The organism is Caulobacter sp. BK020 (assembly GCF_004342605.1).
Classification (GTDB): Bacteria; Pseudomonadota; Alphaproteobacteria; order Caulobacterales; family Caulobacteraceae; genus Caulobacter.
The window spans coordinates 32,387-47,726 of record NZ_SLZL01000014.1 but is presented as its reverse complement, the minus strand read 5'-3'; the positions used below and the strand labels follow the sequence as shown (position 1 = coordinate 47,726).

Annotated in this window: 11 protein-coding genes and 1 pseudogene; 4 read left to right on the top strand and 8 right to left on the bottom strand. The window is 68.9% G+C overall.

From position 1 onward, the window contains the following. Positions 1-1,296: an MFS transporter gene (locus EV278_RS16910; protein WP_132094023.1), complete on the bottom strand. Its 1,296-nt coding sequence runs from the start codon at positions 1,294-1,296 to the stop codon at positions 1-3. Positions 1,297-1,477: 181 nt separating this feature from the next. Between EV278_RS16910 and EV278_RS16905 the strand changes: the two genes are divergently transcribed. Both EV278_RS16905 and EV278_RS16900 read left to right on the top strand, forming a co-directional pair. Continuing rightward, entirely contained in the window at positions 1,478-1,819 is a 342-nt protein-coding gene (locus tag EV278_RS16905) for a PRC-barrel domain-containing protein (RefSeq protein ID WP_132094020.1), read from the top strand. Positions 1,820-2,118: 299 nt separating this feature from the next. Beyond that, positions 2,119-3,555, top strand: a complete 1,437-nt coding sequence (locus EV278_RS16900; RefSeq protein WP_132094017.1) for a DEAD/DEAH box helicase — start codon at positions 2,119-2,121, stop codon at positions 3,553-3,555. Between the two features lie 70 nt (positions 3,556-3,625). On the opposite strand, the gene secA is transcribed toward EV278_RS16900, so the two are convergent. From secA to EV278_RS16880, 4 genes and pseudogenes are all read right to left on the bottom strand, one after another. After that, positions 3,626-6,391: a preprotein translocase subunit SecA gene (secA, locus tag EV278_RS16895; RefSeq protein ID WP_132094014.1), complete on the bottom strand. Its 2,766-nt coding sequence runs from the start codon at positions 6,389-6,391 to the stop codon at positions 3,626-3,628. Between the two features lie 369 nt (positions 6,392-6,760). Further along, a pseudogene (locus EV278_RS16890) lies at positions 6,761-8,987 on the bottom strand (EAL domain-containing protein). A 255-nt stretch (positions 8,988-9,242) separates the two neighbouring features. Then, positions 9,243-9,677: a carboxymuconolactone decarboxylase family protein gene (locus EV278_RS16885; RefSeq protein ID WP_132094012.1), complete on the bottom strand. Its 435-nt coding sequence runs from the start codon at positions 9,675-9,677 to the stop codon at positions 9,243-9,245. A 219-nt stretch (positions 9,678-9,896) separates the two neighbouring features. Beyond that, positions 9,897-10,859 (bottom strand): acetyl-CoA carboxylase carboxyltransferase subunit alpha, encoded by a 963-nt coding sequence (locus EV278_RS16880; protein ID WP_132094009.1) that lies wholly within the window; start codon positions 10,857-10,859, stop codon positions 9,897-9,899. A gap of 344 nt (positions 10,860-11,203) precedes the next feature. Here EV278_RS16880 and EV278_RS16875 point away from each other — a divergent pair, with 344 nt between their 5' ends. Together EV278_RS16875 and EV278_RS16870 are read left to right on the top strand one after the other, a co-directional pair. Then, positions 11,204-11,404 carry a hypothetical protein gene (locus EV278_RS16875; RefSeq protein ID WP_132094006.1) on the top strand — a complete coding sequence of 67 codons (201 nt, stop codon included), beginning with the start codon at positions 11,204-11,206 and terminating at the stop codon, positions 11,402-11,404. Positions 11,405-11,473: 69 nt separating this feature from the next. Continuing rightward, the gene (locus EV278_RS16870; RefSeq protein ID WP_132094003.1) at positions 11,474-11,890 is read left to right on the top strand and encodes an OsmC family protein; all 417 of its coding nucleotides are present in this window, start codon (positions 11,474-11,476) and stop codon (positions 11,888-11,890) included. Between the two features lie 154 nt (positions 11,891-12,044). Here EV278_RS16870 and EV278_RS16865 read toward each other — a convergent pair whose 3' ends face one another. The 3 genes from EV278_RS16865 to EV278_RS16855 form a co-directional block, all read right to left on the bottom strand. Next, positions 12,045-13,094, bottom strand: coding sequence for a CoA ester lyase (locus tag EV278_RS16865; RefSeq protein ID WP_132094000.1), 1,050 nt, complete (start codon positions 13,092-13,094; stop codon positions 12,045-12,047). A 75-nt stretch (positions 13,095-13,169) separates the two neighbouring features. Continuing rightward, positions 13,170-14,201 carry a mechanosensitive ion channel domain-containing protein gene (locus tag EV278_RS16860; RefSeq protein WP_132094244.1) on the bottom strand — a complete coding sequence of 344 codons (1,032 nt, stop codon included), beginning with the start codon at positions 14,199-14,201 and terminating at the stop codon, positions 13,170-13,172. 118 nt (positions 14,202-14,319) lie between these two features. Beyond that, positions 14,320-15,324 carry an aldo/keto reductase gene (locus tag EV278_RS16855; RefSeq protein WP_132093997.1) on the bottom strand — a complete coding sequence of 335 codons (1,005 nt, stop codon included), beginning with the start codon at positions 15,322-15,324 and terminating at the stop codon, positions 14,320-14,322. Positions 15,325-15,340 lie beyond the last annotated feature (16 nt).

Below are 15,340 nucleotides of genomic sequence, written 5' to 3'. Positions count from 1 at the left end.
TTACGGCGTCGGAACGGTGACGGGCCTGGCGGTCGGCGGCCCAGGCGAGGTGATGGCGGGATCGCGGACCAGGGTCCAGAGCAGGACGGCGCCGGCCAGGTCCAACACGCCCAGGGCGACGAAGAACGGATCATAGCCGACGCTGGCCACCAGGCCGCCGATCAGCAGCGAGAAGGCCAGCACTCCCAGATTGGCGAAGAACCCGGCCATGCCGGCCACCGTCGCCACCTCGTTCTTGCGGAACAGGTCCGACGACAGGGTGATCACCGTCACCGACAGGGTCTGGTGGGCGAAGCCGCCCAGGCACAGCAGGGCGATGGCGACATAGGGGCTCTCGACCCGGCCGACGAACATCATGCCGGTCATCAGCGCCGCCCCCAGGGTGAAGGCCCCGCGCCGGGCGTTGACCAGGCTGACCCCGCGCCGCTGCAGGAACAGCACCACCGCCGGCCCGAACAGGCAGCCGATGTCGGCGGCCACGAACGGCAGCCAGGCGAACAGGGCGATCTGCTTCAGGTCGAAATGCCGGACCGTGGTCAGGTACAGCGGGATCCAGAACGACAGCGTGCCCCAGGTGGGGTCGGCCAGGAACCTGGGCAGGGCGATGCCCCAGAAGTTGCGCCGGGCCAGCAGGCTGAGTATCGAGGGCCGGGTCCCGGCGTCCTCCAGGTGGGCCTCCTGGCCCGCGGCGATCAGGTCGCGCTCGGCGTCGGACAGCGCCTTGTGCCTGTCGGGCGACTGATAGGCGAAGAGCCACAGCGCCACCCAGGCCAGGCCCAGCGCCCCGGCCACCACGAAGGCCGCCCGCCAGTTCCAGACCAGGATCGACCAGGCCACCAGCGGCGGGGCCAGCACCGAGCCCATCGAGGCGCCGATGTTGAAGGCCCCGCCGGCCAGGCCGCGCTCGCGGGCCGGAAACCAGGTCGCCACCGCCTTCATGCCGGCCGGCTGGGCGCAGCCCTCGGCCACGCCCAGGGCCCCGCGCAGGCCCAGCAGCGCCTGCCAGTTCCCGGCCAGGCCGTGGGCCATGGTGATCAGCGACCAGGCGGTGGCGAACAGGGCGAACCCCAGCTTCAGCCCGACGGAGTCCAACACATAGCCGCACAGCGGCTGCAGCATGACCCCCAGCTGGAAGGCGCCGGTGATCCAGGAATATTCCTTGGGCCCGATCTGCAGGTCGGCCAGCACGGTCGGGGCCGCGACGCCCAGGGTGCTGCGGGTCAGGTAGTTGAGCACCGCGCCCAGCATCACCAGGCCGATCATCCACCAGCGCAAGGCCCGGATCTTGCCGTTCATGCGTCTCTCCCCGGCTCCGCCCGCTTTTGCGGCGGCCTCACCGCGACGGTAGCGGTAACGGGCATAGATCGGCCTTTCCGCCGCCGCAAGGCGAGCGCCTGGCAAGACCGACCAAGGTCTAACCCGGGATCGATCCGCGCCGTGGCCGCGTTTGCTTGCGGACAGACCAAGGGAGACCCCGATGAGCCTCGATGATCGCCTGGAGAAGAGCGCCGCCCTGATCGGACTCAAGGTCAAGGACGCCGGCGGCCACAAGCTGGGCGTGATCCGCGAACTGTTCGTCGACCGCGACGCCGGCATCGTCCGCTACGTCGCCGTCGAGCCGGCCGGCCTGTTCGCGGCCGGCGGCAAATTCCGCCCCCTGCCCTGGCGGCTGCTGACCTGGGACGACAAGGACGAGGCCTATGTCGCCGACCTGACCAAGGGCCGCTTCAAGGACGTCCCGGCCTACGATCGCGACCAGCTGGGCAGCGCCACCTACGGCTGGGGCGCGCAGGTGGAGCGGTTTTTCGAGGCGCCCTGACTGGACGATCGGAAATCCGCTCTTCGGCGCGAATCTTTCGAAACCGCTTGCGTCAAAAGGGCTCTCGCCAGCTCCACCCTTGACTTCGCACCTGCAATAAACGACATAGGCCTCACGCCATCCGGCGTTATCGGCCGCTCCAGCCGCGTGAGGGACCTTTCCGGTCCAGCCTGTCGAGCGCCCTGAAAGCTTCTCATCAGACCGCCCGTGTCACGCGGGGCGCTCCCCACCGACCCGCCGCCAGGCGAGCCGTGCGAGGACCGCATGCGCCGCCTCGCGGCTGCACGAAAGCGTACGACTTGACTCAATTTTCCGACCTCGGCCTCGCCAAGCCCCTGCTGAAGGCGCTGGCCGACAAGGGCTACACCCAGCCCACCCCGATCCAGGCGCAAGCCATCCCGACCGTGCTGTCGGGCCGCGACCTGCTGGGCATCGCCCAGACCGGCACCGGCAAGACCGCCGCCTTCGCCCTGCCGATCCTGCACCGCCTGGCCGAGGACCGTAGGCCGGCCCCGCGCCGCGGCTTCCGCTGCCTGGTCCTCTCCCCGACCCGCGAGCTCGCGACGCAAATCGCAGACAACTTCAAGGCCTATGGCGCCCATCTGGGCCTGACCGTCGCCACCATCTTCGGCGGCGTGAAGTACGGCCCGCAGATGAAGGCCCTGGCGGCCGGCGTCGACGTGGTCGTGGCCACCCCGGGCCGCCTGATGGACCACCTGGGCGAAAAGAGCGCCCACCTGAACGGCGTCGAGATCTTCGTGCTCGACGAGGCCGACCAGATGCTGGACCTGGGCTTCGTGGTGCCGATCCGCAAGATCGCCAGCCAGCTGCCCAAGGACCGCCAGAACCTGTTCTTCTCGGCCACCATGCCCAGCGAGATCGGCAAGCTGGCTGGCGAGCTGCTGAAGAACCCGGCCCAGGTGTCGATCACCCCGCAGGCCACCACGGTCGAGCGCATCGACCAGTCGCTGATCTTCATCGAGGCCCAGCGCAAGCGTCCCCTGCTGGCCGAACTCCTGGCCGACCGCGGCGTCGAGCGCGCCATCGTCTTCACCCGCACCAAGCGCGGCGCCGACCGGGTGGCCAAGTACCTGACCGCCAGCGGCATCGAGAGCGCCTCGATCCACGGCGACAAGACCCAGGGCCAGCGCGAGCGCGCCCTGGCGGCGTTCAAGGCCGGCCAGGTCAAGGCGCTGATCGCCACCGACATCGCCGCGCGCGGCATCGACGTCAACGACGTCAGCCACGTGTTCAACTACGAGCTGCCCAACGTGCCGGAGGCCTATGTCCACCGGATCGGCCGCACCGCCCGCAAGGGCAAGGACGGCGTGGCCATCAGCTTCTGCGCCGATGACGAGCGTCCGCTGCTGAGGGACATCCAGAAGGCCACCCGCCAGACGATCCCGTCCTTCGACCGCCGCAACGACAAGGGCCTGGCGGCCGCCGCGGCCGTGGCCGACAAGCTGGCCCCGCCGGAAAAGTACGTCGATCCGCGCCGCGCCGACCCGCGCAACAACGTCCCGTCCGAACTGCGCCGCCAGCGCAACCGCCCGAACAAGGGCGGCGGCAATGGCCAGGGCCAAGGTCACGGCAAGCCGGGCGGCCAGCAGGGTCGCGGCCGCAACGGCGCCGGCCAGGGTCAGCAAGCCCAGGGCCAGGCCCGCTCGGGCGGCGGCGACTTCCGCGGCCCCAAGCGCGCGGCCGCCCCGTCGGAACGCTGGAACCCGATCGACTAAGACGGGCCGGGGACACGCCCGCCCTGGTCTCCCGGGGCGGGCGTTTCTGTAATCACCAAGCGCTCAGCCCTTAAACCAGCGCCCCGTGGCAGTGCTTGAACTTCTTGCCCGAGCCGCAGGGGCAGGCGCCGTTGCGGGCGGTGTATTCCCAGCCTTCCGGCAGGACCGACACCGGCAGGGCCTGGCGCTGTTCCGGCGACAGGCCTTCCGGCAAGGCTCCGGCCGTGGCGACGTTCTCGCCGCTCAGCGGGTCCAGGTGCACCGGGATCAGGCCTTCGGGCGTGTGCAGCGGCTCGGGCTCGGCATAGGCGATCTCGACCGTCATCAGCCAGCGGGTAGTGTTGGTCCGCAGGTCGCCCAGCAGCTTCTCGAACAGCGAGAAGGCCTCGGTCTTGTATTCGTTCAGCGGGTCGCGCTGGCCGTAGCCGCGCAGGCCGATGACGTTGCGCAGATGGTCCAGGTGCATCAGGTGCTCGCGCCACTGCAGGTCGATCATCTGCAGCAGGAAGTTCTTCTCCACCGAGCGCATCTGCTCGGGGGTGATGATCACCTCGCGCTCGGCGGCGTAGGCGTCGGCGGCCTTGGTCAGGCGCTCGCGCATCTCCTCGTCGCCGAAGCCCTCTTCGGCGGCCCAGTCCTTCAGCGGCAGGGTCAGGCCCAGCACCGCCTGGACGCGCTCGTCCAGGCCCTCGATGTCCCACTGCTCGGCATAGGCCTTGGGCGGCATGTAGCGGGCGACCAGGTCGTCGATCACGTCGTGGCGCATCTCGACGATGATTTCCGAGAGGTCGGTCGCCTCCATGAACTCCTGGCGCTGCTCGAACACGGCCTTGCGCTGGTCGTTGACGACGTCGTCGTACTTCAGGAGGTTCTTGCGGATCTCGTAGTTGCGCTGTTCGACGCGCTTCTGGGCGGTGGCGATGGCGTTGTTCAGCCACTTGTGGGTGATGGCCTCGCCTTCCTGGACGCCGAAGGTGCGCATGATCGCGTCCAGGCGCTCGCCGGCGAAGATGCGCAGCAGGTCGTCCTCGCACGACAGGAAGAACTTGCTGCGGCCCGGGTCGCCCTGGCGGCCGGTGCGGCCACGCAGCTGGTTGTCGATGCGGCGGCTTTCGTGGCGCTCGGTGCCCAGCACGAACAGGCCGCCGGCGGCCAGGGCCTTGGCCTTGGCTTCGCTGATCTCGGCTTCCAGCGCGGCCTTCTGGGCCAGCTCGTCCTCGTGGGTCGGGGTGATCCCCAGGCCCTTCTGCTGCTGCTTCCAGCTGGCCAGGCGCATGTCGAGGTTGCCGCCCAGCTGGATGTCGGTGCCGCGGCCGGCCATGTTGGTGGCGATGGTCACCGCGCCGGGCACGCCCGCGTCGGCGACGATGCCGGCTTCCTGCTCGTGGAAGCGGGCGTTCAGCACCTGGTGCGGAATGCCCTTGTGCTTCTTGCCTTCCCATTCCCAGGCATAGGTCGACAGCAGCTTGGACAGCTCTTCCGACTTCTCGATCGACACCGTGCCGACCAGGATCGGCTGGCCGCGGGCGTGGCAGTCGGCGATCTGCTTGAGGATCGACTGGTTCTTCTCGGCTTCGGTGCGATAGACCTCGTCGTCGTCGTCGATGCGCTGGACCGGACGGTTGGTCGGAATCTCGCTGACGCCCATCTTGTAGATGTCGTCGAACTCCTGGGCCTCGGTCGCCGCCGTGCCGGTCATGCCCGACAGCTTCTTGTAGAGGCGGAAGTAGTTCTGGATGGTCACCGAGGCCAGGGTCTGGTTCTCGGGCTGGATCGTGGCGCCTTCCTTGGCTTCGATGGCCTGGTGCAGGCCCTCGGACAGCCGGCGGCCGGTCATCATGCGGCCGGTGAACTCGTCGATCAGGATCACCTCGCCGTCCTTGACGATGTAGTCCTTGTCGAGCGTGTACAGCACGTTGGCGCGCAGGGCCTGGTTGACGTGGTGCACGACCGAGATGTTGGCGGCGTCGTAGAGCCCCGCGGTGTCCTCGGCCAGGTGGCCGCCCGCCATCAGGATCTCTTCCATCCGCTCCTGGCCGTCCTCGGTGAGGATGACCTGCTTCTGCTTCTCGTCGTGGTCGTAGTTGGTCTTGTCCTTGATGAGCTCCTTCACCAGGACGTCGATGGTCTTGTAGAACTCGCTGCGGTCCTCGGTCGGGCCCGAGATGATCAGCGGCGTGCGGGCCTCGTCGATCAGGATCGAGTCGACTTCGTCGACGATCACGTAGTGGTGGCCGCGCTGGACCATTTCCTCGACGCTGTAGACGAGGTTGTCGCGCAGGTAGTCGAAGCCGAACTCGTTGTTGGTGCCGTAGGTGATGTCGCTGCGATAGGCGCGCTGGCGCTCGCCCTGGCTCAGGCCGTTGACGATCACGCCGTACGACAGGCCCAGGAAGTTGTGGATCTGGCCCATCCACTCGGCGTCGCGCTTGGCCAGGTAGTCGTTCACGGTGATGACGTGGACGCCCTTGCCTTCCAGAGCATTGAGATAGGTGGGCAGGGTGGCGACCAGGGTCTTGCCCTCGCCGGTGCGCATTTCCGAGATGCCGCCGCCGTGCAGGACCATGCCGCCGACCATCTGGACGTCGAAGTGGCGCATGCCCAGCACGCGCTTGCTGGCCTCGCGCACGGTGGCGAAGGCCTCGACCAGCAGGCTGTCCAGCGTCTCGCCCTTGACCAGGCGGGCCTTGAACTCGTCGGTCTTGGCGCGCAGCGCGTCGTCGGACAGGGCGGCGTATTCCGGCTCCAGGGCGTTGATCTTCGCCACCTGGGCGGACATCGCCTTGACCTTGCGTTCGTTGGAAGAGCCGAAGAGCTTTTTGGCGAAGCCGAGCATGAAGAGAGGGTTCCGGAGCGGGTGTCTGTGAGGCCGGCGCTAGGGCTTGAAGGCCTTCACTACGGTAAATTCGAGGCGTCGAAGCGCGCGGAATTTCCACGTCTTGTACGCGCGCGGAGACTTAAGCACCGGTCCAGCGGGTGTCAACGCGAGCACTGATAGTCAAGAGCTTTGCGACGGCGGGGCGAGACCACCCGGCGCCTAAATCGTCGCCACAAAAACGGGTTCACAAGGTCATCTTCTTATTCACCGTCATTCCGGGCCTTGGGCCCGGAACCCCTTTGTCCGCCGCAGGTGCGCGTGTGTGGCGCGCCAGCGCGCCAAGGCGTCTCACCGTCGGCTGAACGAGGAGTTACGCCCTCGACGATTTCACTGAGCGCCCTGCCGGCTCGCCGGCTGATTCAGAACCCCCTCATCCTCCCACCGCTGCGCGGCGGGCCCCTCCTTCCCCCCATGGGAGAAGGTGAACACGGGCGCCTTGTCGCCGCTCCTGACGACGACCCCCAGCATCGCCGCGATCTCGGCGGCCGGCTTGGGGCGGCTGATGAAGTAGCCCTGGATCTCGCCGCAGCCCTGGCGGCGCAGCTCGTCCAGCTGTTCGGCCGACTCCACGCCCTCGGCGGTGGTGGTGATGCCCAGGCTGGCGCCCAGGTCGAGCACGGCCTTGATGATCGCCAGGGCGTCGGCGTCGTCGAGGATGTCGCGCACGAAGGTCTGGTCGATCTTGATCTTGTCGAACGGGAAGCTGCGCAGATAGCTCAGGCTGGAATAGCCGGTGCCGAAGTCGTCCATCGAGATCCGCACGCCCAGAGCCTTCAGGTCGTGCAGGATCGACATGTTGCCGGCGGTGTCCTGCAGCAGCACCGACTCGGTGATCTCCAGCTCCAGCCGCTGGGCGGCCAGGCTCGAGGCCGCCAGGGCCGAGACCACGGTGGTCACCAGGTGCCTGTCGCGGAACTGGGCCGGCGACAGGTTGACCGCCAGCCGCACGTGCGAAGGCCAGCCGGCCGCCTCGCGGCAGGCCTCGCGCAGCACCCACTCGCCCAGGGCGTTGATCAGGCCGATCTCCTCGGCCAGCGGGATGAAGTCGGCCGGCGAGACCATGCCGCGCGCGGGATGGCGCCAGCGCAGCAGGGCCTCGCAGCCCATCACCTTGTCGGCGCCCAAACTGTAGAGGGGCTGGTAGTGCAGCTCGAACTGACCCTCGGCCAGAGCCAGGCGCAGGTCCAGCTCCAGGGCCCGCCGGGCCTGCAGGGCCTCGTCCATGGCCTGCTCGAAGAAGTGGAACGCGCCCTTGCCGTCGGCCTTGGCGCGGTAGAGGGCCATGTCGGCCTTCTTCAGCAGTTCATCGCAGTCGGCCCCGTCGTTGGGTGACACCGCCACCCCGACGCTGCCGCCGATCATCACCTGCTGGCCCTGCAGCTCGAAGGTTTCGGCCAGGGCCTCGACGATACGTCCGGCCAGACGGGTGGCGCCGGAAAGGTCGGTCAGGCCGCACTGGACCACCGCGAACTCGTCGCCCCCCCAGTCGCGCGACCGTGTCGCCCTCGCGCACGCAGGTCCGCAGACGTTCGGCGGCGATCTTCAGCAGGGCGTCCCCGACCGGATGGCCCAGGGTGTCGTTGACGGTCTTGAAGCGGTCGAGGTCAATGCAATGCACCGCCACCAGGTCCTCGCGCCGCGCTGCCCGGCTGAGGGCCGCCGCCAGGTCCTTCTGGAACAGCAGGCGGTTGGGAAGGTCCGTCAGCGGGTCATAGTGGGCCAGGCGGGCGATCTGGGCCTCGGCCCGCTTGCGCTCGGCGATGTCCTCGGAGACGCCCAGCAGATATTCGGCCGCGCCGTCCGGTCCAAGGATGGCGATCTTCTTGGTGCGCAGCAGGGCCACCGAGCCGTCCTTGCGCGGCACGTGGTCCTCCTCGATCACCCGCACCTCGCCCGACGAGATCACCTCGGCGTCGCGCTCCCGGTAGATCGCCGCCTGGTCGGCCGGGTAGAAGTCGGCGTCGGTGCGGCCGATCATGTCGGCGCGGGCGTGGCCCAGGATCTTCTCGCCGGCGCGATTGAGCAGCACGTAGGCATGGTCGTCGGCCCGCTTGACGAACACCATCGACGGGATGGCCTCGACCACCGCGGTCATGAAGGTGCGGGCCCGCTCCTCGTCGGCCTTGGCCGCGGCCAGGGCCTCGACGCCGCGGCGGTTGGTCTCGTTGGCGGCCTGCAGCAGGCCCAGCACCGTGCCGACCCCGATATAGCGCCCGCCGTCGGTGACGATGAAGCCGCGCAGCAGGTCGCTGGCCCGGTACGACAGGCTGTCGCTGGTGAAGGCCGCCAGCTCGACGTCGGCCTCGACCACCAGGGGGTCATTGTCCATCAGCACCGAGATCGGCCGCAGGGCGTAGAGGGCCCGGCCGTACTCGGCGGCCATGCGCAGGAAAAAGGCGTTGCGCTCGACCAGGCCGATGGGGCGGTCGTCGCCGTCCAGCACCGGCACGATCAGGGTGTCCGGCTCCTCGCGGAACCGCTCATACAGCGTCTTGCCCAGGGTGTCGGCGCGGGCCGGAACCAGGGAGGACACGGTGTCTCGCAGGGTGAACATGGCAAGCCCCTTTACTCGGGGCTGGAGGGACCATTTCTCGCCTAACGACTGGCTAATCGGCCGGCCGAAGCGCTGCTATTTCACGAAAACTTCGTGGCGGCGTCACAGTGTTTGCCGGGGCGTTTACCGTGCGTGGAGACCCCCTCCGTCGGCTTCGCCGCCACCTCCCCCAGAGGGGGAGGATCTGATCGTGCAAGATGCTCCCCCTCTGGGGGAGCTGTCGCGAAGCGACTGAGGGGGTTCTCCGGAACCCACTCAATGCACCGACACGCCCAGCCGGTTCCACAGGTTGATCATCGCGATCACCGTGGTCAGGGCGCTGGCCTCGACGTCGGTGAAGTGCTCGCGCAACGCCGCGCGCAGCGGGCCGAGATCGGCGTGGGTGGGCAGCTGGGTCAGGGCCTCGGTCCAGGCCAGGGCGGCCTTCTCCTTGGCGGTGAAGTCCGACACGTGGCTCCAGACCACCAAGCGGTCCAGCCGCTCGTTGGTCTCGCCGTCGTCGCGGGCTTCCTTGGAATGCATCTTCACGCAGAAGGCGCAGCCATTGATCTGCGAGACGCGCAGCTTGATCAGGTGCAGCAGATGCTTGTCGACGCCCGACGCCACCACGGCGCTCTCGGCGGCGATGAAGGCCTTGTAGATCTCGGGAACGTTCAGGTCGTGGCGGAACGGGGCGGTTTCGGCGGTCATCGTCTTGGTCCTCTTGGCGGCCCCATCGCGGGGCTTCGAGGACAGGACGAGGCGGCGGGAGCCGGCGTGACACGAACTTCAAAATATTCCGCTCATCCCGACAAAAGTCGGGACCCAAGCTGAATATCAGAGAGGCCACGGCAGAACGCGCCGCCGTGACCAAGCAGCCAAGTCGGCTTGGGTCCCGGCTTCCGCCGGGATGAGCGGAGTTTTGGCGAGCTACTGCAGCCCCTCGCGCCCGATCGCGTAGAAGCGTTCGGCCCGCTGCGTCTTCAGCTCGGCGGGCGACAGCCGCATCAGCTTCCTCAGCTCGTCCTCGACCGCGTCGCCGACCGCCTGAATGGCTCCGGCCGGATCGGAATGGGCCCCGCCGGCCGGCTCGTCGACGATGCGGTCGACGATCTTCAGCTGGATCAGGTCCTGGGCGGTGATCTTCATGTTGGTGGCCGCGTCCTTGGCCCGGGCGCCGTCGCGCCACAGGATCGAGGCCGCGCCTTCCGGCGAGATCACCGAATAGATCGAGTGCTCGAGGATCAGCACCTTGTTGGCCCCGGCCAGGGCGATGGCCCCGCCGCTGCCGCCCTCGCCGACGATGGTGGCCACCATCGGCGTCTCCAGCACCAGGCCACGCTCGGTCGAGCGGGCGATGGCCTCGGCCTGGCCGCGCTCCTCGGCCCCCAGGCCCGGATAGGCGCCGGCGGTGTCGACAAAGGTGATGACCGGCAGGTTGAAGCGCTCGGCCATGTCCATCAGCCGCACGGCCTTTCGGTAGCCCTCGGGGCGGGCCATGCCGAAATTGTGCTTCAGGCGGGTGGTGGTGTCGTGGCCCTTCTCATGGCCCATGACCACCACCGGGACGCCGCGGAACCGGCCCAGGCCGCCGACGATCGCCTGGTCGTCGGCGAACTTGCGGTCGCCCCGCAGCTCGACGAACTCGTCGATCAGGCCGGCCACGTAGTCCTTCAGGTGCGGACGCTCGGGATGGCGGGCGACCATGGTCTTCTGCCAGGCGTCGAGGCCGGCGTAGGCTTCCTTGCGCAGCTGCTGGGCGCGGTCGCGCAGGGCCTGGATCTCGCTTTCGAACGCGCCGGGTCCGGCCGTCTCGGAAAGCCGGGACAGCTCTTCGATCTTGCTTTCCAGATCGGCGATGGGTCGCTCGAAGTCGAGATAGTGCGCGGCCATGAGTCTCTTAACGTCGCCGTTGCGGAAAGGTGGCGAACCTAGAGCGCGATAGCCGAAAACGAAACCGGTTTTGGCGCCCCCGGCCGCGAAATCGGCCCAGAAGGGCCCTACGCGTGGGCCGCCCCTGCGACTCGTCGTCGCAGCGACACCTTGGCCGTGTGGGAACCCCTTTTACGTCCCAGGGATTCGTCCCCAGGAGAGTCTCGTCTGAAAACCGATGGTTACTGGTTAATCGCCAGGTTGTCGCCTATATGCTTTCTGGTCGGCTTAGAACCAAAGCCGACGCCCGCGGCCCCGCCCATCGAATATGGACCCGGTCCCGCCTGATGCGAACGGATGTTCCCATGCAGGTGTTCACCTTCTTCTGTGTCGAGCCGGATGGTTCGGTGCCGCGTTTCGACGTCACGTCCTGCCCCGACGACCAGGCCGCGCGCCGCCGCGCCGAAGAGCTGGTCGGCGTCCATCGCGGCTGCGACACCGTCGAGGTGTGGCGCGGCGCCACCCAGCTGTTCGCCGTGACCTCGGCCCAGCCGGTCGCCGCCTGACCTTATGAAGGTGCAAGCGTCGCGTTTGACGCCCGCTATAGTCGCGACTCGCTTGCCGGAGTCCGCCTGATGATCGTCGCCCCCGCCCGCCCTTCCGCCATCGCCGACGACAGCGGCCACGGCGGGGTCCAGATCCTGGTCACCGCCGGCCCCAGCCGCTTCGCGGCCGACCTGGGGCCCGTGGACGGCGGGCTGGACATCGGTCCCAATCCCCACGACCTGGTCGCCGCCGGCCTGGCGGCCTGCACCACCCAGACCCTGCGGGTCTACGCCCGGCGCAAGGGGTGGCCGCTGGGCGCGGTGCATGTGGAAGTGACCTGGCGGCGCGAGCCGGCCGCCGCGCCGGCCGACCTGTTCGAGCGGACGATCACCCTCTCCGGCGACCTGGACGAGGCCCAGCGCGCCCGGCTGATGGAGATCGCCGAGGCCTGTCCGGTGCACAAGATGCTGGTGGCGGGGTCGCGGGTGGAGACGACGGTGGGGTAGGCGCGACGAACGCTTGCCCCCACCTGACCGCTTCGCGGTCTGTCCGCCCCCATAGGGGGCGGAGCTGCGCGGCGCTGATTTGAGCTCCGCCCCCTATGGGGGCGGACAGGCGACGCAGTCGCCAGGTGGGGGCAAGTGGCGAGCCGCCGGATACTCAGAACCCATACAGCCCCGCATACTCTGCGTCCTTCGCCGCGATCAGCCGGGCGCAGTCGACCATGACCTTGGCCTGTTTCCAGGTGGCGTCGTCCTGCATCTTGCCGTCCAGCATGGCCACGCCCGATCCGTCGGGCATGGCCTCCAGGATGCGCCGGGCGAAGGCCACCTCTTCGGGGGCCGGCGAGAACACGCGCTTGGCGATCTCGATCTGGCTGGGGTGCAGGCTCCAGGCCCCGGCGCAGCCCATCAGGAAGGCGTTGCGGAACTGCTGCTCGCAGGCCACCGGGTCGTCGATGGCCCCGAACGGACCGTAGAACGGCTTGATGCCGTGGGCGGCGCAGGCGTCGACCATCTTGGCGAAGGTATAGTGCCACAGGTCCTGCTGCACCGAGCCGCGCGGGCCGCCGTCCGCCTGCGGATCCTCGATCACCCGATAGCCGGGATGGCCGCCGCCCACCCGGGTGGTCTTCATGGCGCGACTGGCGGCCAGGTCGGCCGGGCCCAGGCTGATCCCCTGCATGCGCGGGCTGGCGCCGGCGATATGCTCGACGTTCATCACGCCCTCCGCGGTCTCAAGGATGGCGTGCAGCAGGATCGGGCGGGTGACGCCATGCTTGGCCTCCAGCGAGGCCAGCAGCTGGTCCATGTAGAAGATGTCCCACGGTCCCTCGACCTTGGGGACCATGATCACGTCGATCCTGTCGCCGGCCTTCTCGACCAGGGTCGCCACCTCGTCCAGGTGCCAGGGCGAGTTGATGCCGTTGATCCGCACCCACAGGCCCACGCCCAGGGCCCTGAAGTCGATCTCGCGCGACATCGCCACCGTCCCGGCCAGGGCCGCGCCCTTGGCGTCGGCCGGGATGGCGTCCTCCAGGTTGGCCAGGATCACGTCGACGGTCGGGGCGATCTCCGGGATCTTGGCCCGCACCTTGTCCAGGTGCGGCGGCACGAAGTGGATCATCCGCTCCACCCGGGCCGGCGGCTCGCGCCATGGCGTCGGCGCGCCGATCGCCAGGGGTCTGAAAAAGCCTCGGGGGGTCTTCATTGGCGGGCTCCCGGCGTCGTTTCTTATTTCGCAGTTGCGAGAAGATTGCGGCGACGCGGTAGCGGCGTCAAGTGATCAACGTTCAGGCTTCGGCGGCCCCTGGATCGGCTGGGGCGGCTCCTCGGGATCCTCGCGCGTCAGGTCCTCGGCCGCGTCGTTGCTGGATGCGGGGGCGGCGGCCTTGGCCCTGGCGCGGCGGCTGGCGCGGGGCTCCAGGCGCAGGGCGGCCCGGGCGTCGTCGCCCTCCTCGCCCAGCACGCCGCGCAGGCGCAGGTCGCGCTGCGGATAGGGGATCTCGATCCCGGCCGCGCGCAGGGCGTCGTCGATGGCCCAGGTATAGGCCGCGAAGATCGCCGCCGGCCGGCGCACCGAGTCGATGGTCGGCCAGACCACCAGCTCGAACTTCAGCGCCGAATCCCCGTAGCCGACCAGCCAGACCTGGGTCTTGCGCACGGCGTCGTCCGGCGAGGTGAACGGCACCGAGTGGGCGGCCTTCAGCACCGCGGCCCGCACCGCCTCCTTGTCGGCGCCGAAGGCGGTGACGAACGGCACGCGGATGCGACGGTTGGAGTGGTGCAGGGTCCAGTTGATCACCTGGTCGTTCACCAGCACCGAGTTGGGCACGATGATGTCGGTGCTGTCGTTGGTGCGGATGCGGGTGGCGCGCGGCCCGATCTCGTGGACCACGCCGCGGGCGCCGTTCGACAGCTCGACGAAGTCGCCCACCGCCACCAGCCGCTCGAAGACCAGCGAGATGCCGGAGGCGAAGTCCTTGATCACCCCCTGCAGGCCCAGGCCCACGCCGACGCCCAGGGCGCCGGCGAATACGGCCAGCGAGGTAAGGTCGATGCCCATGGTCGACAGGGCGGCCAGCAGGCCGATCGCCACCAGGCCGTAGGTCGCCAGCTTTTCGACGACGTACAGCGACGAGGCGTTGTCGACCGCCCGGGCCCGCAGGCGGCGCAGGCCGGCGGCGGCAAGGCGGGCCGCCAGCATGGCCGCGGCCACGATCACGATCGCCGCGCCCAGTCCCCCGAGGGTGATGGTGCTCTTGCCCATCTTGACCAGTTCGAGGGCGTCGAGGCGCTGCAGCGGATTGTCGACCATGACGGTCAGTGTGGGGGCGCCGGGGCGCAACCAGCAAGACCCCTGTTCCAGGAGGAAGGTCCGCAGCCGAGGCTGGGGACAGGCCCATGGGCCTGTCCCCAAAAACGGGAGCGCGCGATCAGCGCCCGACCATCGCCAGGCCGGCCTCGCTGTAGCGCGCGCCCTCGACCGCGGTCTCGGGGACGGCCGCGGCGATCCGGGCCAGGTCGTCGGCCGACAGGACCACGTCCACGGCCCCGAGGTTCTCCTCCAGGCGGCTGATCTTGGTGGTGCCGGGGATCGGGGCGATATGCTCGCCCTGGGCCAGGATCCAGGCCAGGGCCAGCTGGGCCGGGGTGACGCCCTTGTCGGCGGCGATCTGCGTCAGGGCCTCGACCAGCGACAGGTTCTTGGCCAGGGCCTCGCCCTGGAAGCGCGGCAGGCCCCGGCGGAAGTCGTCCTTGGCCAAGGGCGCGTCGGCCTTGATCGCCCCGGTCAGGAAGCCCCGGCCCAGCGGGCTGTACGGCACCAGGCCGATTCCGAGTTCACGGATCACCGGCAGGGTGGTCTGCTCCAGGTCGCGGAACCACAGCGAATACTCGCTCTGCAGGGCGGCGACCGGCTGCACCGCATGCGCCCTGCGGATGGTCTCGGGACCGGCTTCCGACAGACCGAAGTGCTTGACCTTGCCCTCGGCGATCAGGTCCCTGACCGTCCCGGCCACGTCCTCGATCGGCACCTTGGGATCGACGCGGTGCTGGTAGAACAGGTCGATCACCTCGACGCCCAGCCGCTTCAGCGAGGCTTCGGCCACGGCGCGGATGTGGTCGGGGCGGCTGTCGGTTCCACGCATCCGCGCATAGCCCTCGCCCGCGCTCTCCGGCGCGATGTCGAAGCCGAACTTGGTGGCGATCACCAGCTTGTCGCGGAACGGCTTGAGGCCTTCGCCGACCAGCACCTCGTTGGTGTAGGGGCCGTAGACCTCGGCGGTGTCGAAGAAGGTCACGCCCAGCTCAACCGCCCGGGCCAGCACCTTGAAGGCGTCGGCCTTGTCCAGCGCCGTGCCATAGACCTGGCCCATGCCCATGCAGCCCAGGCCGATGGCCGAGACTTCCAGCCCGTCGCCGAGTTTGCGCGTCTTCATGGTGAACTCCTGATGT

What these genes read in the sequence shown, in the direction of transcription:
- EV278_RS16910 (WP_132094023.1), bottom strand. Translation starts at nt 1,296, where the DNA reads ATGAACGGCAAGATCCGGGCCTTGCGCTGGTGGATGATCGGCCTGGTG.
- EV278_RS16905 (WP_132094020.1), top strand. Translation starts at nt 1,478, where the DNA reads ATGAGCCTCGATGATCGCCTGGAGAAGAGCGCCGCCCTGATCGGACTC.
- secA (WP_132094014.1), bottom strand. Translation starts at nt 6,391, where the DNA reads ATGCTCGGCTTCGCCAAAAAGCTCTTCGGCTCTTCCAACGAACGCAAG.
- EV278_RS16885 (WP_132094012.1), bottom strand. Translation starts at nt 9,677, where the DNA reads ATGACCGCCGAAACCGCCCCGTTCCGCCACGACCTGAACGTTCCCGAG.
- EV278_RS16880 (WP_132094009.1), bottom strand. Translation starts at nt 10,859, where the DNA reads ATGGCCGCGCACTATCTCGACTTCGAGCGACCCATCGCCGATCTGGAA.
- EV278_RS16875 (WP_132094006.1), top strand. Translation starts at nt 11,204, where the DNA reads ATGCAGGTGTTCACCTTCTTCTGTGTCGAGCCGGATGGTTCGGTGCCG.
- EV278_RS16870 (WP_132094003.1), top strand. Translation starts at nt 11,474, where the DNA reads ATGATCGTCGCCCCCGCCCGCCCTTCCGCCATCGCCGACGACAGCGGC.
- EV278_RS16865 (WP_132094000.1), bottom strand. Translation starts at nt 13,094, where the DNA reads ATGAAGACCCCCCGAGGCTTTTTCAGACCCCTGGCGATCGGCGCGCCG.
- EV278_RS16860 (WP_132094244.1), bottom strand. Translation starts at nt 14,201, where the DNA reads ATGGTCGACAATCCGCTGCAGCGCCTCGACGCCCTCGAACTGGTCAAG.
- EV278_RS16855 (WP_132093997.1), bottom strand. Translation starts at nt 15,324, where the DNA reads ATGAAGACGCGCAAACTCGGCGACGGGCTGGAAGTCTCGGCCATCGGC.